This window comes from Paenibacillus sp. FSL M7-0896 (assembly GCF_037975415.1).
GTDB lineage: Bacteria > Bacillota > Bacilli > Paenibacillales > Paenibacillaceae > Paenibacillus_AQ > Paenibacillus_AQ silagei.
On record NZ_CP150250.1, the window covers coordinates 3,556,087 to 3,576,848 of the forward strand.

Below are 20,762 nucleotides of genomic sequence, written 5' to 3' on the forward strand. Positions count from 1 at the left end.
AATGCAAAAAATAAAAGGAAGCGTCTTATCGATTCTTAAAAGAAATCTGGAGCTTGGCGAAGAGGAGCCCCTGGAGCTTGATGACGACCTGCTGCTGCTTGGCATCAATTCCATCAACTTCATCCGGATTGTTGTTGATTTCGAAACGGAATTTGGATTTGAATTTGGCGAGGAAGAGTTGGACTATAATCTGTTCAGAACCGCGGGTAAGTTGATTGAATATATAGAGCACAAGCTGGAGGGAGTAGCATAAATGGGGAACGTAATCATCACCAACTCCTGTAATCTGAACTGTCCCTTCTGTTTTGCAACAGAAACCAAATGCAATGACGAGATTAAATTCCAGCATATGCCGCTGGATGAGTTCCGAAGCATCCTGAAATTTGATCATAATGTCGTGACCAATCTGTGCGGAGGCGAACCAACCACGCACCCGAAGTTCACCGAGATGCTGGAGGAGCTACTGTCGGTCCGGGGGAAGTATATCAACGTGTTGACGAATGGAACTTGGTCTGAGAAGGTTCGTAAATACATTGCCGGTCTGCCCTTTGAGAAGTCAAAGCGGATTGTCTATCTGTTTAATGTGCTACAGCCCGATATGTATACGGAGAAGCAAAAAAACAGATTGTATGCCGCTCTGGACGCGGTTAACCCCGAAACGGCCTTTATTGGCTTTACCATTTACAAATATCCTTTCGATTATTCTTATATCTTAGAGATGGCCCGCACCTTCGGAATCCGGAGAATCAGATATAGTATTGCTGCACCCAACATCCATGATTCTGCCGCTTTCCAGATTGATCCCGCACAAGATTTCCGGGAGCTGGCCGATGTCGTTTATGATTTTATTATGGATGCCCGTGCGCTGGGGTTAGAGGTCAATCCCGACTGTGGATCATTGCCGCCCTGCGCATATACTCCAGAACAACTCGCCGAGCTGATGCTGGTTAAGCCAGGTCTGAAATTCAATTGCAATGCAGTCGTGGATATTGCCCAAGGCGGTGAAGCCTGGAGATGCTACAGCCTGTACTCCATCATGAAGGCTAACACCAAGGATTTCTCCGGCATTCAAGACCTCACGGAGTATTTTAACCGCCGGACCCGCCTGCTGGCAGACATTGATATTCTTGATGAGTGCCGGGAATGCGAGCACAAGCGCAGCGGACTATGTTATGGCGGCTGCTTATCCTATCATGTAATCGCTGCCTGGAAAAAGGACCGGAACTACAGCTTCTTCCCTATAGATAATGACGTTGAGCTGCTTAGCTCGATCCCTCATCTGGATTACAAGGTATTAACTGTATGGGAGAAAAGCCCGGATGAAACCATCGTGTATGTACGGCGTGATCAGCAGCTCCAAACCAAGACCCTGCGCAATGATCCGGTATTTCTCGCATTTATCAAGGCATGTGACGGCAAAACTGCGATGAAAAACATTATTGAGAATTTGGCAGAGTACTTTAACAATAGTGAAGAAGCTACTGCAGAGGTCATGGCTATGGCCCGGCTGTTATTTGACCAGTACTCGCTGCATCTGGGGACAGCATTAGCCTCGCCGCTGCAGCAGCATATGAGTCCGAAAAGGAGAGAAGCTCATGAAGTACTATAAGAAATTAACCGGAAAGAAGTGTTACTTAAGCACGGTAGCTACTGACGATGCGGAGGCTTGGACCCGCTGGTTCAATGATCTGGAGGTAACAGCGCCGCTTGGGAATGAAGCCTATCTACTAACGTCTCTGGACAAGGAGCGTGAGGGGATAGAGCATGTACTTAAGTCTGGAACGCATATGTTCAGCATTGTGGATCTGGAGAGCGACTTGGCCATTGGACGCTGCCTGCTGTTTGATGTCAATCTGGTTGACCGGAATGCCAAGGCAGGGATTTTTATCGGCGATAAGGAGTTTTGGGGAAAAGGCTTCGGCTCTGACGCCATGAGACTGCTGCTCGATTACGGATTCAATCTGCTGAATTTGAACAACATTATGCTGGGGACGTTCGCCTTTAATGAAAGAGCCATTCAATGCTATAAGAAGGTCGGATTCAAAGAGATTGGGAGAAGAAGACAGGCACGCATTATCGGAGGCGTGAAATATGATGCAATCCTGATGGATATGCTGGCCGAGGAATTCGAATCGGTATTCGTGAAGCCGATCATCGCAGGCTCGCCGGTCAGCCAATAGGTTAGCTGAAATGACAAAACACACCGCTAAGGCACCTGGCGGTGTGTTTTGCATTAGTGGTGAGCTTCGTGCATAAGTACCCCGATAGTATGGAAAAACTTCTATAGTGCAGATAAACAGCATGAATAGATTTCTCAGGAGGTTAGCGTGATGACAACTCAGGACCCGAAGGAGCTTTTGAAGCTGAAGCATGAGCAGGACGAGGAGAAGAGACAGTTCACTAGCTTTGCCCGGGCTGTATCCGAAGATGGGGAAGTAGAAGCAGGTCAGGAATTCAGTCATGACCGGGTGCCTGACGACCAGAACCGTATGAAATCGGTGGAGAACAGACAGAACTGAGCAGGACACTGACGGAAAAGTACAATGGATGGACCCCTCAGGAAGCCTTCCATGCTTTCCTGAGGGTTTTTTTGTTTATTATTGTATACATACACTACTCATGGAGGTTCATATATGGTTTTTATCATTTCAATTACTATCGTAACGATTTTTGCCATATGGGGAGCAGTGGCGCCTGACCAGATGGCCAGTACCGCTAATGCCGCGTACACTTTCTCCATCCATAATTTCGGCTGGTTCTATTTGCTGGCGACTCTGTTCTTCTTGATCTTCACCTTCTATTTAGCCTTCAGCAGGTTCGGCAGTATCCGGCTGGGAGACGATGACGATGAACCGGAATATTCCACAGTCTCCTGGCTGTCGATGCTATTCAGCGCAGGAATGGGGATCGGGCTGGTCTACTGGGGAGTGGCTGAACCGCTGTCCCATTATTTATCTCCGCCGGAGGGCGTAACAGGAGGGACGACAGAAGCAGCACGGATCTCCATGCGCTATTCTTTTTTCCATTGGGGACTTCACCCATGGGCCATCTATGCCGTTATTGGATTGACGCTTGCTTATTTCCAGTTCCGCAAAGGGTATAAAGGCTTAATCAGCTCAGCTTTCATCCCTTTACTAGGGGAAAGGCTCGTTTCCGGCTGGCTGGGCAAGGCCATCGATATTTTGGCGGTGATTGCCACGATTTTTGGAGTAGCGACTTCGCTTGGGCTCGGAGCTCTGCAGATTAACGGAGGTCTGCATTATTTATTCGGACTTCCGAACACCGTAGCCGCTCAGATTGCAATTATTGCGGTTGTGACCGTGCTGTTCCTCATCTCCGCTACCAGCGGTCTGGACAAGGGTATCAAAATCCTCAGCAACACAAACCTGGTGATCGCCGTTCTTTTGATGCTGTTCGTATGGATGACGGGTCCGACCTCGTTTATCTTTGATACCTTTACAACTACATTAGGCAGTTATTTGCAAAACATCGTTAATATGAGCTTGAGGTTAACGCCTTTTTCCAAGGGAACCTGGGTAGGGGCGTGGACCTTATTCTATTGGGCCTGGTGGATTGCCTGGGCACCCTTTGTCGGAACATTCATTGCGAGGGTATCCAAAGGAAGAACAATCAAGGAATTTGTCATTTGTGTGCTGATTATACCGAGTCTGTTCGGTTTTATCTGGTTTTCGGTATTCGGGGGAACGGGCATGCAAATGGAGCTCTTCGATGGTGTCCAGCTAGCTGAAGCCGTTAAAGGAGACACGACCACCGCCCTTTTCGTCATGCTGGAGCAATTGCCTTTAGGCACCATAGTATCGTTAATAGCTACGATCCTGATTATGATCTTCTTCATTACATCAGCCGATTCGGCTACCTTTGTACTGGGCATGCTGACGTCAGACGGCAAGCTGAATCCCAGCGCAAGAGTCAAACTAACCTGGGGAATTCTGCAATCCTCCATCGCTGTTGTGCTGCTGATTAGCGGCGGCTTGGGCGGCCTTCAGACCGCTTCCATTGTAGCTGCGCTGCCTTTTGCCATTGTTCTGATCGGCATGTGCTTCTCCTTGCTTAAAGCGCTCAAGGAGGAGGATAAAGAGCGCCGTCAACGGGAAAAACGCCAACGCCAACAGCTGAAGCAGCTGCTGGAAGAGCATGAGGCTATCCAAGCTAATGCGGATTCCATTTGACCCGATGTTATCCTTATAACTAAAATTTTAAAAAGGTGTGTTAAAGATCACAAAGGGTAATCTAAGGATAGAAGCTAACAGAATGGAGGTAGTTGTAGAGAACTTAGAAAAAGATTTCGGCGCGGTTTAGCTTGAAGTAATATACAACGTGTGAACCCTCAGGAACGCGATCCTAGCGTCCTGAGGGTTTTTTCGTAAAGCCTTCATTCACAATTCAGATTAATATCTTATAAGAAATTCTAGAAATCACAGAAATTTATCCGGGCAGGGGGTGCTACTATACAACTATAAATAGAGACGAGGTGATGATATGCAAGCGAAATTGGCAGCGGACGCCATGCCCCTACCCCAAAAGCGGAACTCATGGATAAGAACGATAAAAAAGTATAAAGTGATGTACGCGCTCCTGTTCCCGGCGTTAGTTTATTTTGCCGTATTCAAATACATTCCTATGGCGGGAATCATTATTGCTTTTAAGAACTATAACCTGGCTTTGGGGCTATGGGACAGCCCGTGGGTGGGATTTAGAAATTTCACGGATTTTATGAACGGCGTTTATTTCTGGGACATCATGAGAAACACAATTATCATATCGCTGTATAAGCTGTTGTTCGGCTTCTCGGCTCCGGTCCTTCTGGCTTTGCTGCTGAATGAAGTGTATACCCAGTGGTTTAAGAAAATCGTACAAACGATCACTTATTTGCCCCATTTTCTGTCATGGGTCATTGTGTATGGAATGATGGTGGCGTTATTGGCCCCGGGGGATGGGCTGTTCAACATGATTTTGAAGGAGGCTGGAGTTGAACCCATCTCATTCCTGACAGAACCTGCCTGGGGCCGGCTGCTGATTATCTTATCTGAAATATGGAAGGATATTGGCTGGGGCGCGATATTGTACCTTGCCGCATTAGCAGGAATCGATCCAAGCTTGTATGAAGCGGCCAGAATGGATGGCGCCTCCAAATGGAGACAGCTATGGCATGTAACCCTTCCCGGCATCCGGGGAGTTATGATTCTGATGCTGATCCTCAAATTAAGCCATATTCTAGATGCCGGTTTTGACCAGATATTCATGTTTGCCAACAGCTTCAATCAGGAGAAGATCGACATTATTGACACCTGGGTCTACCGTGAAGGGCTAGAGCGGCTGAAGATTGGCCTGGCTACGGCGGTGGGATTATTTAAAGCGGTCATCGGATTTGGTTTAGTGCTCGCGGCGAATAAGCTGGCCAAAAAATTCGATGGGCAAATCTGGTGAGGGGGTGATCCAAATGATCAATTTGACAACCGGGGAAAAAGTCTGGCAAGCCGTCGTTTATTTTATTCTGATTTTGCTGTCCTTGATGTGCTTACTGCCCTTTCTCTATGTGGTTGCTGTTTCAGTGACCCCGGAATCAGAAGTGTTAAGAAGAGGAATTGTGATTATACCAGAGACCTTTACCTTTCTGGCCTATAAAGAAGTATTCATTTCTCACGGGATCGGGCAGGCGTATAAAATCACCTTGTTCCGGACGATTGCAGGCACTGCGCTGAATGTGTTTTTTACGGTAATCGCGGCTTATCCCTTATCCAAAAAATATTTGCCGGGGCGAAGCCCGTTCCTGCTCTTCATTGTCTTCACCATGATGTTTGGGGGAGGATTAATTCCGACTTATTTATTAGTCCGCTCTCTGGGATTGCTGAACAGCCCATGGGTACTGATCATTCCACAGCTTATTAGTGCCTTTAATCTGGTCATCATCAAAGGGTTTTTCGAGCAATTGCCCGCAGAAATCGAGGAATCCGCGAGGGTGGACGGTGCAAGTGAGCTTCAGTCGTTATGCCGGATCATTTTACCCCTGTCACTGCCCGTCCTGTCCACAATTTCTTTGTTTTACGCAGTCGGGCATTGGAACAGTTACTTCGATGCGATTGTGTATATCAATGATTCGGGCCTAATGCCGCTTCAAGTGATCTTGCGCAACATCCTGCTTAACGTCGCCACACAAAGTGCGGATTCGCTTGCCAATTCCGGCACGGTTAGTACGTTCGCTGTGCAAATGGCTGCAGTTGTCGTGACTACGGTTCCGATTTTGATCGTCTACCCGTTTATGCAAAAGCATTTTACCAAAGGTGTGCTCTTGGGATCGGTTAAAGGTTAAAAGGCATTCCAACCTGAGTTGTTACGGGGAAACCGTGATAATATAGAAGCAAAGGAGAGGTCATTATGCAACGTAAAGCAATTACATTGGCTATGCTGACAGCAATAGTGGGTATGGGAACGGTATTGTCAGGATGTGGGGGACCCAAAGAGGAACCGCCGGCAGCATCGGGGAATTCAGAGGGCCAGCAAAGTCCCTTTGAAACCAAATTGAAGATTACGATGTTTAACCAGGGTACGTTCAATGCGGCTGCTCCGATTCCTCCACGTGAAGAAGATATTCAGCGCCAAATGCTGGAGAAAGCCGTAAACATTGACCTCGAAATGATGATTCCCCAATCCGGGCAAGCCACGACTAAATTAAATACACTCATAGCCGGCGGAGATATTCCGGATTTGATCTTCTTGAAAAGCCGGGCGGATCTCGCGCAATATTATGATCAAGGCGTTCTTGCGGATCTGACACCGTATCTTGATCAATTTCCTGAATTGCAGAAACGTTTCAGCAGCGACTCCTGGGAGGCGGTAACCTATCAGGGACAAACCATTGGGGTTCCGGGTTATGATAATGTAAACGGTATCAGCCGAAGCTACTTCATCCGCCAGGATTGGCTGACAAAGCTGAATATGGAGGTGCCAACAACACCTGACGAGCTGTTTGAAGTTATGAAAGCCTTTACAGAGAAGGACCCGGACGGTAACGGCAAGAACGATACGTACGGATTCATCGGCGGTATGAATAAAGAAGGCAATCTGCAAACCTACGGCTTCGATAGTCTGATGTGGATGTTCGGTGTCAATCCTCCCTCAGCCATTGATGTGAAGGACAATGAACCGGTGTTCCTGTATACCGATCCCAAAATGAAGGAAGCGCTCGCTTATATCCATAAAATGATGGAAGCCAAAGTTGTAGATCCGGACTGGGTGACGATGAATACGCCCGATTTGCTCGACCAAAAGTTATTTAAGGGGAAAGTGGGCTTCATGATCAGAGACGCCCGCAGGCTGGAGCCGGATTATCAGCAGAAAATGAAAGAAATCAGCGGAGAGGTGCCGGAATGGATCGTTATTCCTCCAATGACAGGTCCTTATGGTGATCAGATTGTAGAGAGAAAATCCTTCCAGGGCAATTCATGGGCCATATCCAAGAAAGCGGATAAGGAGAAAATCATCCGGATCTTGTCCATGCTGAATTATTTCTTCACGGACCAAGAAGCCTATCCGAATTTTGCCTACGGAATCAAAGGAATTCACTGGGATGTGGTGGACGGCAAGATCAAAAATAAAACCTCCGAATTATCGAAGGACATGAAAGAAAAGTACCTCTGGGTCGATCATTACAGAATGCCGCGCCGCGGGGATGATGCGGAGTACTTCAGCTTCCAGAATCCTAAGACGGCAGAAGCGTTTGAGAACAATCAGAAATACGTGGCGCCCACGTTGCCCGGGAACTTATTGACTGAAGACCCGAACGATTCATTGGCAGCTGACCGCCAGCGTTACATTAATGAGAGCCTGGTCAAATTTATGACTGGCAAGGAACCTCTTTCGAACTGGGACAATTTCCTTGATACACTAGCGACCAAGTTTGACATGCAGAGATATAGGGAGTCAGTAATCAAACAATTTAAGGAAGCAGGCTTAATCAAGTAAAAATTAAACGAAGAGAGCGGCTATCCTTAGCCCTCTCTTTATTGTCATATGCTATGATTTGTTCCATACCGATGCAGAAGGAAGATGATTGATGCGAAGAAGAATCAGCCTGCCCTTAAAATTATTTTTGATCGTCTTTGCCTTTGTATTAAGCTGCATCATCTTGATCAGCCAATTATCTTACCGCTATGTCCAGAAGGAAATAAGAACCACGGATGTGTATTACACTAACCAAATTCTTGACAAGATAGACCAGTATTTCACCGTTAATTTCTCCTCCTTCCAGACGATCCTGTTCTCGGTGGAATCATCGGTGAAAGCCAATATTGACAATACGGACGTAATTAAAAAGCAATTAAGAGAGCTGTATGAACTCAACAGCAGTTACGTCAGTAATATTTATCTGATCAAAAGCGATTTATCCATTCTAGGCGGAAGCACGGCTACCCGGATATTCGATGAACCTTTAGCTGAAAGAGAACCCTTGTTTGCTGCCGCTGACCAGAACAGAAGGACTACCTTTGTCAGCGACCCTTACAAATCTAAATATTCCGGCTGGACCGTTACCATGGTCCGGTATCTGAACGGTACTCCGTTTCCTATGGCTATTGCGGTAGATTTGGATCTCAATGCCATTGAAGAAACCTTGTTCAAGATTAATAGACAAGAACAAATGAATCTGGCTCTAATCACCGCATCGGGAAAAATCATTGCCGGATTTTCGGAAAATAAAGGCTCCCTGAATATTCAAGACCATACGTTTTCAATCGGTGAAACATCAGCGGAACAAATTCTGGATACCGCAGAAACAAGCCTTCAATTGCATACCAAGGAGGGAACTCAGGTCTCCCTGCTGAAAAAACCGACGGAAAAGTTCAACTGGACCATTATCTCAATCAATGATGAATCACGCTTGAAAGCGGCTTTGTCCAGATTGGAAACCTATTATATCGAGCTTCTGGCTGCGGGCTTTCTCTTAAGCCTGTTCGTATCCTTTTTTATTGCCAAATATATAAGGACTCCGCTCTACGCACTCAAAACAAAAATGAAACGGGTGGAGCAGGGTCTCCTGACAACTACTATATCTATTAACCGAAACGACGAGTTTGGCGATCTCTCCCGGGCATTCGATCGTATGCTGCAGCAAATTGTGGAACTGATCCGGGGAGCAGAGCTTCATCATGACCTTGAACGCAAGCTGGAAATTCAAGTGCTGCAGTCGCAAATCAACCCTCATTTCCTGTATAACACGCTTGGTTCTATCAGCAATGTCATACGGCTCGGACAGATTGAGAAAGTAGATGTGGTGATCGAGTCTCTGATTTCAATCCTGGAATACGGGATCGCCGACGCTTCGGAGAAGGTCTCACTGCGCCAGGAACTGCAAAATGTATCGGATTATATCGCGATCCAGAACATCCGTTATAACCGGAGCTTTCAATTGATTGAAGATATCGAAGCAGGATTAACAGACTTTCCGGTATTTAGAATGCTGCTGCAGCCGCTTGTGGAGAACAGTATCTTCCATGGTTATAACGGAGGGGGGATCGAAGGCCCTATTACTATTCATGCGTACAGAGAGGGCGGCAGGGTCATCATTGAAGTCGTTGATCAAGGCGAGGGTATTCCGGCTGATACCATACAGCATATTTTAACTTCAGAACCCAGTGATGTGGAAGTGAAAAGGAAAAGAATCGGATTAAACAATATTCATGACCGGATCAGACTTCACTACGGAGAACAATTCGGACTCCAAATCACGAGTATACCTAAGGAAATAACCCGTGTTCAGGCCGTATTCCCGGCAGGCTTGTTTAAAGGAGATGCATGATGGTGAGAGAATACACCTGCTTCATTGTTGATGATGAGGATCTGATCCTTCAGCGGCTGGAATTGTTTTTTCAAGAGCTCTCCCTTAGGGATAAGCGATTTCATCTGGTGGGCAAAGCGAATAATGGGCTGGAGGGGATAGAGGAGATCGTAAAGCTTAAGCCGGATATCGTGATATCTGATATTGTGATGCCGCGAATGGATGGGATTTCCATGATAGAGCAGCTAAAGCTAACGCTCCCCCGTACCCAGTTCATTCTTTTGACCGCTTATTCCTCCTTTGAATACGCCCAGAGAGCGATTCAAGCCAACGTAATGGAGTACATTGTTAAGGTTCCGCTCAGGGAAGCGGATTTGAACCGGGCTTTAGATAAGGCAGCCGGGAATTTAAATGAGCTTAAGAAAAAAGAAGCGGAATTTCAATCGTTAAACGTATCCGTGCTTGAAAATAAATATAGAGTCCGCAAGCAGTTTTTTAACGAGCTGATCAGAGGCGAAATTCCTTCTCACCGGGCATCGGATTTTGCCAACCGCATGCAGTTTCATTTCTTCCAAGCTAATTATTGCTGTTTTATTGTCGAAATGAACAGGTATGAAAGTTTCCGGAACGCTTATTCAGCGTCTGATCAAAGCATCCTGAGGTATGCGATTACGAATATCATCGAGGAAACGGTAATGAATGGGGGCAGTGGTGTAGCTGCGGATTTATCCGCTAACCGTTTTATTGGCTTCCTTTCCTGGGAGAATCACCGCAGTGATCTGGAAACGGAATATGATTGCCAGGCATTAGGGGGGCAGATCGTCTCCCATTTGCACCAATACTTGAATGTAAGGGTATCTGTCGCTTTTGGAGGTCCGCACCGGGGCTGGGAATCGATCAAACAAGCGTACACGGAGGGACAAAAGGTGAGTGATGATTTCTATTATCATACAGAGAAAGCAGTAAAAACACCTATGCACCGCTTCCATTACCACAATGACAGAAAAGAAGAATTTCAGCAGAAGCTGGCTGAATTTCTTGACGGGCTGAAAAGAAAGGTCTCCAAGGATGAGCTGGAGCAGGCCTTTGCTGATCTGAACCAGTTCGTTACGGACCATAAAATCCATAAGTCCATCATGGTGCCTATGCTGCGGGACTTGTACAGAGACATTACGGTGAAGTTTAAATCAGGAAACAAGCTGACCACGGAGGTAGCAGAGTTTCCCATCGAGTGTATGTCTTTCCGGGAGCAGCTTGCCTATATTGGCGACTTCACCTACGACTATGTACACGCCGGCCAGCTTTTACACCGCGCTGAAATCATGAGTGCTATACAGTTTATAGAGCATAACCTGAAACAGCGGTTAACGCTCGAGGCGATTGCCGAGGAAGTGAATTTAGCTCCATCGTATTTTAGCAGCTTATTCAAAAAAACAATGAACGAGGGCGTGATCACTTACATCAACCGTAAAAAAATCCAATTAGCTCTCGAGCTGTTAAATGTTCGGGATTATTCAATATTGGAATTGTGCGAGGAAGTAGGGATTGTGAACGAAGGTTATTTTTGCAAATTATTTAAAGAATATACGGGGGATACACCCAAGCAATACCGGATTAAAATGACCCGGTATGAATCGGGATAACCTTGCAACAATCGTATAATTTTTTCGTGAAATTATGTAAAAAAAAGCTCCTCAAAAAGCTTACCATGAGAGAAGGATCTAATCATGGAGGTTATCAAAATGGAGCTAATTAAAGCAGATGTAACCGTCGTAGGCGGAGGTATTGCCGGGATCTGCGCAGCCATTGCTGCCGCACGCCAAGGGCTGCAGGTCTCACTTATAAATGACCGGCCGGTCCTTGGGGGAAATGCGAGCAGCGAGGTCAGGGTTCATATCAACGGGTCGGCATATCTCGGAAACAGTCCATCCTATTATGCGCGCGAGGGCGGATTGGTGGAAGAGCTCAAGCTGAAGATTTTTCACTATAATCCGTTGTACAACAAGAAGCTTATGCTTTCACTTTCGGATACGGTCTTGCTCGACATGGTCTATGGTGAGGCTAACATTGCTCTATTCCTGAATACATGTGTGCATGAAACGGGGATGGAGAACGGCAGAATTAAGTGGGTGGAGGGTCTTCAATTAGCTTCCGAAAGAAAATTCCGTTTCGAAAGCCGGACCTATATCGATTGTTCCGGAGATGGCATTGTCGGATATCAGGCAGGGGCTCTCTTCCGGCAGGGGAGAGAGGCGAAGCATGAATATAAGGAAGAATTGGCACCTGAAGTGGCGGACCATTACACCATGGGCGATACGATCCTGTTTCAGGCCCGTGACGTAGGATATTCCGTTGCCTACCAAAGACCTGGCTTTGCTTATGATATTACGAAGCTGGCTTTTTTCGATAGTATCAGACAAGGCTTAAACCACCGGTCTTTTCCAAGAAAAATCAACGGGCTTGGAGGATTGTGGTGGCTGGAATACGGCGGGCATTTGGATATTATCAAGAATAATGAAGACATCGCCTTGGAGCTGCGGAAACTGGTGTACGGAATTTGGGATTATATCAAAAATAGCGGCGAATTTGATGATGTAGCCAATCTCATCCTGGATTATGTATGCCCGATTCCGGGAAAGCGGGAGTCCAGGCGGTTTATTGGTGATCACATGCTGTCCCAGAACGATCTTACCACAAAGCCGCATTTCGGGGATGCTGTATCCGTTGGCGGATGGTATATGGATTTACATGCCAATAAGGGCATCTACGATGAGGGGCCGGCTACAGCCTGGAATTTCGTGCCCGGATTGTACAATATCCCTTTCCGCAGTTTATATTCACGAAATATTCCTAATCTTATGTTCGCCGGCCGCAATATAAGTGCTACCCATGTGGCCTTCGGATCAACCAGGGTAATGGCAACCTGCGGTTGCATGGGACAGGCGGTGGGAACGGCTGCTTCGTTATGCTTGAAATATGAGGCCGACCCTGCGGCTATAGCTGAGGATCATATGAGCGAGCTGCAGGCGCTGCTGCTCCGGGACGGACAGACGATTGTAGGGCTTCAGGAGGAATTGGACCCGTACTTCGCTGACGGATTAACGATTCGTGCTTCATCTCAGCGCAGCTACGACAATCTTCATCCAACCGAAGAGCTTTCCCTGGAGACAGGGTTATGTCTGGCCCTGCCGATTCAGACATCCGTAGCTGAAAGCGTACGGATCAAAATTAAAAACAGGTCCGGGCATCCGGAAACCCTGCAGGTGAAGCTGTTCGGCGGGGAACGGAAGGAAAATTATATTCCCGTCAGCGGGTTGAAAGAGTACAGCTTGGCTGTTGCACCCGGTCATGACGACTGGATTACGCTGGACCTCGGCTGCCAGAAACCGGCTGACGACAAAATCTACATCGTACTGGAAGGTACGGCGGGCCTTGCCGTATACGGCAATGAAGAGAAAATGACCGGAGCGGTCAGCTTCTATTATAGACCGGAAGAGCCGTCCGGACTGAAGAAATTCAATAAGAGCATTTGCTTCAAGGAGCTGTTGCCAGCCCAGGATATGTATAATCCGGGGAATGTCGTCAACGGCTTCTCCAGACCTTATGGTCTGCCGAACAGCTGGATTTCTGAGCGTACGCAAGGACAGGAATGGCTGGAATTTGGTTTGGCCAGCCCCAAAAATGTGGACGAAATCCAGCTTGTTTTCAACCCGCAGCTGAATTTGGAGCATTTCGACGATCCGATTGAGTCTCTGATCCAAGATTATGAGTTGACCTTAACCTTAGAAGACGGAAGCGAGCGGACAATCATAACCCGCGGCAATTATCTCACCTTGAACAAACATAAGGTGGACGCGAAAGCGGTCACCCGAATCCGTTTTGATTTCTATGCAACGTATGGTTCGCCTTATTTTGAAGTGTTTGCTGTAAAATGCTTTGCTCCTAAAAACGATAAGTGAGGTCAGGTGAAGTCGAGATGAAGGATGTATTCCCTCGAAGAGGGCTCCCTAATGTCATTCAGAAGCTGGAAAATGGGGATACGGTCACCATCGTCTATTTCGGTGGCAGCAATACGCGTTCTGAAGGATACAGGGTTATGACGGCGGATTGGCTTCGTGGGCAATATCCTAAAGCGGATATCCGCGCGGTGAATGCAGGTATTAACGGGACAGGCTCGGATCTGGGCTGTGCCCGTGTGGAGACAGATGTACTGCGTCACCGGCCTGATCTGGTATTTGTTGAATTTGTCGGTAACGATGGCGGAGATCCCGAATCCAAGGCGCGGATCGAAGGGATTGTCCGTCAGATCCGCAAGCGGAGCCGGTTTACCGATATCCTGTTCGTATATACGCTGAAGGAGCGGGATGTGGCCTTGTTCCAGTCCGGGAAATACCAGAGGGGCGCTCTAATGCAAGAGGAAGTGGCTGACTATTATGGAATTCCTTCGATCCATCTGGGCGTAGCGGTCAGTCATCTGGTGTCGGAGGGACAACTCGTGTTCACCTCAAGAGAAGACGTATCCATTCCCGGCGCCGTTATTTTTACGCATGATTCGATCCATCCGACCATTCCCGAAGGACACCAGATTTACACGGATACGATCACCCGGTCCTTTGAGCTCATTAGAGAGCTTCAAGATCAGCCGGGAAGGTTCGTACATCACCTGCCTCAGAATCCGCTGGTCCCGGCTAATCCTTGGGAGTATGCGACCATGCTGCCACTGGATAGTCTGACTACTTTTTCTGCAGGATGGTCATATCTTACATCGGGTGATTCTGCTCTAGCTCGCGAGTACAGCTGGTTGTTTCCCGGCCTGTGGCGGGCAGCCGATCCTGGAGAGGCGGTTACGGTGCAGTTCGAGGGCACCCGTATCGGATTATTCGATATCGGAGGACCTGATTCCGGCAGATTGAAGGTGACGGTGGATGGCGGAGAACCCTTTATTGTCGATCGCTTCACATTCTACAACGATCATAACCGGAATCAGTATGTATTCCTGCCGGAGCTCCCGAACGGGCAACATACGGTTCGCTTCGAGCTCGATACCGGCAAGACAGACAAGGCGGCAGTGTTCGAGGCAGTCGGCAATGAACGAAGTATCGAGCATATTCGGGAGCACCCGGAGTGGTATGATCAAACGGTGATCCTGCTTGGGAAGCTGTTACTGGTGCAGCCTCCCTTATAATGGCTCATTAGACATTGTACAATGGATGAAACCTCAGGAACGCTATCCTAGCGTCCTGAGGGTTTTTAGCTTTTGATGCATTTCTTTTGTCCGTTCATATTCAGTTCATATTGACGTCACGGGGAGTACACTTTCATTGGTTAAGCTTACATCTTAGCAAAAGAAGAAGTAGAAAGAGAGGGTGTCAAATGAGATTATTTGAGATACTTTTAGTTCTATCCTGTTTCGCGCTGCTCGCAGATCTATTGTTTATCAGAAGAGGAGCAAAGACAACAGGACTGGTTTTGGGGATAGGAAGCAGCGTTATATTGGTAGTTCAATTATTTGTAGAAGGATACAGATGGCAGTTGCTTTTGGTATACATGATGACGGCATTACTCATACTCATCGTTATACTCAGGCATTTAGGCAAGATGGGAAATATAGGGAATATAAAAGCAGGGAAGCTGTTGAAATATAGTTCATCTTCCATCATCGTCATTCTGCTTGTCATATCTACCGGCTTGTCTGTATACTTGCCAGTCTTTCATTTGCCGAAGCTTAAAGGTCCGGAGAAGGTGGGTACTCAAACCTTTCATTTTACGGATCAGAACAGAGATGAAGTCTTGACTGAAGATCCTAGCGATAAGAGGGAACTAATGGTTCAAGTGTGGTACCCTACTGCAAATAGCAGTAACAAGAAGAGTGAAGCTCTTTTTCCCAAAGATAAAGAAATGTTCAAAAAGTATATCCAGACCTATTCTAATTCATTAAACCTACCAGACTTTGTATTCGATTACTGGAAGTATAGTAAAACCAACTCTTATGAAAATGTAGAAATATTGCCTTCTACAAGTCCTTATCCTGTGGTACTGCTATCTCACGGTATGGGAACCAGTCGGGTTCTACATGCTTCACAGGCCGAGAATCTCGCCAGTCACGGGTATATCGTGGTCACTATCGATCATACGTATAGCACCTTTGCTACTATTTTTCCGGATGGCCGTGTAACGGACTATACCACCAAGACGACTACCGTAGAAGATCGCAGAAGAATCGGTAAGATATGGACGAAAGATGTGGAGTTTGTAATCGACGAAATTGAAAAGCTGAATTCAGGTGCAATCGAAAGTCAATTTAAAGGAAAAATCGATCTAGATCATCTGGGCGTAATGGGGCATTCCTTCGGGGGGGCAACAGCGTTTAATACTACTTATGTAGATCCTAGAATCAAGGCCGGGGTCAATATGGACGGGTCACTGATCGAAGTGGACAATAGAGATGATCTAAACAAGCCGTTTATGTTCATAAGATCCGGAGTTTTTAAAGACTGGTTGACAGATTTCAAGAAAGGTACCAATCCGGATAACGAAGTCACCAAACAACTTGAAGAAGAGCTGCACATTATTAAAAATGTGATCAATCAGGGAGGGCCTGCGATTTATATAGAGGGTACCCAGCACTTCAATTTCACGGACCTTCAATTCTATTCTGAACTGATTAAACTGACTGGAATCACAGGAGATATTAATGGTAAAAGAGGATCAGACGTCGTAAATCAATATGTTCTCGATTTCTTTAATAAGGAATTGAAAGGAGAAGGGGGACAACTATTGGAGGGGCCAAACGACAGTTATCCCGAGGTGAAATTTATAAATCCGGAAGAGCTTTAAGACGAGGCCATTTCAATTAAGCATAGTGTGGAATCATATACGATTTTGATATAATTACAAACGATTTCGGGAGCAGCCCCTTTCTTTATACTATTCTGAGAATAGAAATAAGAAGGGGGCTTTCTCCAATCTATAACGAACATCGTTCTTGACGAACGGTGTTCGTTATGTTATAAATGTATCAACTTAACTAATTCATACGCTTATGAAAGGAAAGGAGGAGAGCGTTTATGTCAGAGACAAATAATAGCCGCGGTGTTCAAGCAGCCTTTTCCTTAAAGCAGATACTGCCCATACTTCTCGCAGTTGCTTCAGGGATGTTCCTGGTGATCTTAGACAGCACCATCATGAATGTAGCTGTACCGAAATTAGTAAGTGCCTTCGATACCAATCTTAGTACGATTCAGTGGGTCATAACGGCGTACACCTTGTCTTTATCGGCAGTCATTCCGTTAGCCGGCTGGTTCTCTGACCGTTTCTCGCCCAAACGAATGTTTATGGTTAGCATTGTGTTATTCGTTCTCGCTTCTGTGCTGTGTGCAATGGCAACCACTCCTACTCAGCTTATCGTTTTCCGCATCATCCAAGGTCTGGGCGGGGGCATGGTGGCTCCAATCGGGATTGCCACTGTATTCATGGTCGCTCCACCTGACAAAAGAGGATCTGTAATGGGCATCCTCGGTATCCCGATGCTGCTTGCTCCTATTCTTGGCCCCTTATTGTCGGGCTGGCTGATCGAGTATATCAATTGGCACTGGATCTTTTTCATCAACGTTCCGGTTGGCATCTTGGCTTTATTCATGGCCTGGAGGTACTTACCTGCATCGGATGCAAAATCGAACAACAAGCTGGATGTAATCGGCGCGCTTTTGGCTCCGGTTGCCTTTACTTCCATTGTGTTTGCTGTTCATCAAGCAGGTGAGAAGGGGTGGTCCAACCTATGGACGTTAGCGCCACTGGCCTGGGGCCTGGTTATACTGGCCATCTTTATCTGGAATGAGCTTAGGCAAAAGCACCCGCTGCTGGAGCTAAGAGTATTCCGTTCGCCTACCTTTGTACATGGCATTTCTGTCGCCTGGTTAAATCAAATTGCTTTATTCGGGAGCATTCTGTTATTCCCGCTGTATTTACAGCAAGTGAGGGGGCTAACTCCTCTTGAGGCTGGATTATATGTGATCCCGCAAGCACTGTTATCTACTGTCGGCATTAATGCCGGTGGCCGGTTGTTTGACCGTTTCGGTGTTCGCCCGGTCGCCATCATGGGTATTCTGTCACTTTGCGGTTCCTTACTTGCTCTGACACAGATTGATGCCCATACAAGTTCTCTATATATTATTTGCAGCTTTGCTTTTGCAGGGCTTGGGCAAGGATTAACAATGATGCAGATCAATACACATGTCCTCCGATCAGCTCCCAAGGAATTAATAAGCCGTGTTACGCCCATAACTACTTCAGCACAGCAAATCATGTCCTCCTTCGGTGTTACCATCACGATGGCTTTTCTGGCCAAACAAATCAGGGGACTTCCCGCACAGCATTCACCCGATCAATTAGGTCATGCCTTCGGCTCAACCTTCTGGATTACTTTGGGGTTTGCAGTTAGTGCATTGGTTTTATCTTTGTTTTTTGCAGGCAAGAAGCAGGTTTCTTAAGAAAATAACTATCTATACAAAAGGAGATGTCTACACATGACAACTGTTAATTCTACAGAACAACGCCGGATCGCAATTATTGGAGGTGGACCAGGGGGGCTAACGCTTGCCCTGATTCTGCAAAAGCATGGTATTACCTCGACAATCTATGAACGTGAACATGAGGACCTTAGCCATGAACGTGGAGGCTCCTTAGATATCCATGAAGAGTCCGGGCAGCTCGCTTTGAAGGAAGCCGAATTATATGATGCTTTTCTGCAGGCAGCACGGTTTGAGGGCGAAGACTTCCGGCTCATGGATAAGACGGGAACCATATACCTGGATGAAGTGGCCGATGAAGAGAGCTCGGAAGGGCAGAGACGCCCGGAGATTGACCGTGGTGTGCTTTGTGACTTGCTCTTAAACAAACTAGATCCGTCTACCATACAGTATGGCTATAAACTGGAGAAGGCGGTGTCTCTGGGCGAGGGTAAGACGGAGCTTCATTTTGAGAATGGACATACCGCAGTGGCTGATCTTGTCATTGGGGCGGATGGTGCCTTTTCCCGCGTTCGTCCTCTGCTTACCGATACAGATGTGGAATATTCAGGTCTGACGATGCTGGAGCTTAACGTAATTGCAGCCGATCACCCGGATCTGGCCGCATTTAACGCACGTGGCAAGATGTTCGCCCTGGATGATCACAAAGGGATTCTGGGCCAGTTGAACGGCAACGGACGGATCAAAGTATATGCAAGTTTCAAGGTAGAGCGGAACTGGTTAGACGAAATCCGGAACGATAATCCGCAGGAGACGAAGGCCAAGCTGCTTGAGCTATTTCACGATTGGAGTGAACCGCTCAAGAATTATATCCGGTATGCCGAAGATGCGGTTGTACCCAGACGGATTTACATGCTGCCCGTCGGGTTTCGCTGGGAACGCAGCGCTGGTGTCACGCTGATTGGAGATGCTGCACATGTCATGTCTCCTTTTGCCGGAGAAGGGGTGAATCTCGCGATGCTGGATGCGCTGGAGCTGGCGCTTGCCATAGTACGGAACAAGCAGACAGCTGTGGCCATTGAAGAATATGAGGAGAAAATGTTCCAGTATGCCTCAGAGAAAGCACATGTGTCTAACGAAAATCTCATCCTGAGCTTCTCAGAGAATGCCGCTCCAAAGTTCGCAGCACTCATGCAATCTTATCAAGACCTGTATGAGCAACAAGGATGATGTTATCTTCGGCGATGTATTTACTATTGGCTTCCGGCATGTTATAAGAAAAGTATGATGAAACCTAAACGTGAAATTGTGAGCCGCCGTAACCGGCCAGCCAAAGAACCCCTTAGTCATGAATTGATTGTCAAGACCGCGTATGAGCTGCTGAAGCAGGAAGGGACCTCCGGCATGAGTATGAGGAAGGTAGCCAAGCAACTGGACACTGGACCTTCCTCCCTGTATGTTTACGTCAAAAATCTGCAGGAATTGAGCTCATATGTGCTTGACCTTGGTCTCGGAGAGTTGAATCTGCCGGAGCTGACGGACGATAATTGGAAGGAGCAGTTATTTCAAGCGCTGCAGGCTTATGCGGAGCTGCTTATCGAGCATCCCGGATTAGCGGAGCTATCCCTACAGACGATTCCCATTGGGAATCATGCTTTTCGTCTGAATGAGTATTTACTTACCGTCCTCCAGAAGGGCGGGATCACCTCTACGGCCGCTGCTTGGGGAACGGACCTGTTGCTCCTGTACGTGTCTTCCGTTGCCTTGGAGAAGGCTAAGAGAGCAAACGGACTGATGGAAACTGCCCAAAGTTATTATAATGAAGCAGATCCGGTACGTTTTCCGCTCATGAACAGTCTGAAGACTGATTTATTCTCGGGGGATACCGCCTCCAAGGAGAGGTTCTTCTGGGCCATTGAAGTAATACTCCAGGGGATATTGCACAAACAGTTGGGAGACAATGGTAAGTAACCAAGCGACGAAGTTCATGAGAGAGGTGTCTATTGAAATGGAAGCGAATCAACCGACGAAAGTAACTGTACAAGCCGTGGTTCAAGCCCCTATCGAGAAGGTATGGCGCTACTGGACCGAGCCGGGTCACATCATCAAGTGGAATCAGGCGTCCGAGGACTGGCATGCGCCAAGAGCCGAGAACAATCTGCGGGCCGGCGGGACCTTTCTGACACGCATGGAAGCGAAGGATGGCAGCATGGGCTTTGATTTTGGCGGCGTATACGATGTCGTGAATCAGCATGAGGTAATCAGCTACACCATTGAAGACGGAAGAAGAGTGGATATTACGTTCGCCCGTCAAGGGGATGAGACGAAGATCATTCAAACATTCGATGCGGAAAACGCCAACCCCGTCGAGCTCCAGCAAGCAGGCTGGCAAGCGATCATGGACAATTTCAAATCCTATACTGAAAAAAACTGATTAGAACAAAATCACCCTAAGGGATGAACAAGATTACCTTCGCGCGGCCTGAATGTATGCTGTTTTT

17 protein-coding genes are annotated in these 20,762 nt (G+C 47.1%); all 17 read left to right on the forward strand.

Annotated features, from left to right (window positions below; genetic code table 11):
• Nucleotide 1: 1 nt before the first annotated feature.
• The 17 genes from MKY12_RS14985 to MKY12_RS15065 all read left to right on the forward strand — a co-directional run bounded on the left by MKY12_RS14985 (nucleotide 2) and on the right by MKY12_RS15065 (nucleotide 20,695).
• Nucleotides 2-253 carry a phosphopantetheine-binding protein gene (locus MKY12_RS14985; RefSeq protein ID WP_339256973.1) on the forward strand — a complete coding sequence of 84 codons (252 nt, stop codon included), beginning with the start codon at nucleotides 2-4 and terminating at the stop codon, nucleotides 251-253.
• Nucleotides 254-1,609, forward strand: coding sequence for a radical SAM protein (locus tag MKY12_RS14990; RefSeq protein ID WP_339314373.1), 1,356 nt, complete (start codon nucleotides 254-256; stop codon nucleotides 1,607-1,609).
• Nucleotides 1,596-2,180: a GNAT family protein gene (locus MKY12_RS14995; protein ID WP_339256977.1), complete on the forward strand. Its 585-nt coding sequence runs from the start codon at nucleotides 1,596-1,598 to the stop codon at nucleotides 2,178-2,180. The genes MKY12_RS14990 and MKY12_RS14995 overlap by 14 nt, the downstream gene beginning before the upstream one ends.
• 150 nt (nucleotides 2,181-2,330) lie before the next feature.
• Nucleotides 2,331-2,519, forward strand: coding sequence for a hypothetical protein (locus tag MKY12_RS15000; protein WP_036726849.1), 189 nt, complete (start codon nucleotides 2,331-2,333; stop codon nucleotides 2,517-2,519).
• A 114-nt stretch (nucleotides 2,520-2,633) separates the two neighbouring features.
• The gene (locus tag MKY12_RS15005) at nucleotides 2,634-4,190 is read left to right on the forward strand and encodes a BCCT family transporter (protein ID WP_339314375.1); all 1,557 of its coding nucleotides are present in this window, start codon (nucleotides 2,634-2,636) and stop codon (nucleotides 4,188-4,190) included.
• Between the two features lie 310 nt (nucleotides 4,191-4,500).
• Nucleotides 4,501-5,448, forward strand: coding sequence for an ABC transporter permease subunit (locus tag MKY12_RS15010; RefSeq protein WP_036726841.1), 948 nt, complete (start codon nucleotides 4,501-4,503; stop codon nucleotides 5,446-5,448).
• Between the two features lie 13 nt (nucleotides 5,449-5,461).
• Entirely contained in the window at nucleotides 5,462-6,331 is an 870-nt protein-coding gene (locus MKY12_RS15015) for a carbohydrate ABC transporter permease (protein ID WP_339314378.1), read from the forward strand.
• 65 nt (nucleotides 6,332-6,396) lie between these two features.
• Nucleotides 6,397-7,983, forward strand: a complete 1,587-nt coding sequence (locus tag MKY12_RS15020) for an extracellular solute-binding protein (protein ID WP_339314380.1) — start codon at nucleotides 6,397-6,399, stop codon at nucleotides 7,981-7,983.
• Between the two features lie 91 nt (nucleotides 7,984-8,074).
• Nucleotides 8,075-9,814, forward strand: a complete 1,740-nt coding sequence (locus tag MKY12_RS15025; protein ID WP_339314382.1) for a histidine kinase — start codon at nucleotides 8,075-8,077, stop codon at nucleotides 9,812-9,814.
• The gene (locus MKY12_RS15030; protein ID WP_339314384.1) at nucleotides 9,811-11,436 is read left to right on the forward strand and encodes a response regulator; all 1,626 of its coding nucleotides are present in this window, start codon (nucleotides 9,811-9,813) and stop codon (nucleotides 11,434-11,436) included. The genes MKY12_RS15025 and MKY12_RS15030 overlap by 4 nt, the downstream gene beginning before the upstream one ends.
• A gap of 99 nt (nucleotides 11,437-11,535) precedes the next feature.
• Complete coding sequence (locus MKY12_RS15035) at nucleotides 11,536-13,752, forward strand: FAD-dependent oxidoreductase (protein ID WP_339314386.1); 2,217 nt, start codon at nucleotides 11,536-11,538, stop codon at nucleotides 13,750-13,752.
• Nucleotides 13,753-13,769: 17 nt separating this feature from the next.
• Nucleotides 13,770-14,978: a GDSL-type esterase/lipase family protein gene (locus tag MKY12_RS15040; protein WP_339314388.1), complete on the forward strand. Its 1,209-nt coding sequence runs from the start codon at nucleotides 13,770-13,772 to the stop codon at nucleotides 14,976-14,978.
• A gap of 188 nt (nucleotides 14,979-15,166) precedes the next feature.
• Nucleotides 15,167-16,630, forward strand: coding sequence for an alpha/beta fold hydrolase (locus MKY12_RS15045; protein WP_339314390.1), 1,464 nt, complete (start codon nucleotides 15,167-15,169; stop codon nucleotides 16,628-16,630).
• Between the two features lie 230 nt (nucleotides 16,631-16,860).
• A complete protein-coding gene (locus MKY12_RS15050; protein ID WP_339314392.1) occupies nucleotides 16,861-18,282 on the forward strand; it encodes an MDR family MFS transporter in 1,422 nt (473 codons plus the stop codon).
• 36 nt (nucleotides 18,283-18,318) lie between these two features.
• Complete coding sequence (locus MKY12_RS15055; protein WP_339314394.1) at nucleotides 18,319-19,491, forward strand: NAD(P)/FAD-dependent oxidoreductase; 1,173 nt, start codon at nucleotides 18,319-18,321, stop codon at nucleotides 19,489-19,491.
• A gap of 57 nt (nucleotides 19,492-19,548) precedes the next feature.
• Entirely contained in the window at nucleotides 19,549-20,232 is a 684-nt protein-coding gene (locus MKY12_RS15060; RefSeq protein ID WP_339314396.1) for a helix-turn-helix domain-containing protein, read from the forward strand.
• Between the two features lie 37 nt (nucleotides 20,233-20,269).
• Nucleotides 20,270-20,695, forward strand: coding sequence for an SRPBCC family protein (locus tag MKY12_RS15065; protein ID WP_339314872.1), 426 nt, complete (start codon nucleotides 20,270-20,272; stop codon nucleotides 20,693-20,695).
• Nucleotides 20,696-20,762 lie beyond the last annotated feature (67 nt).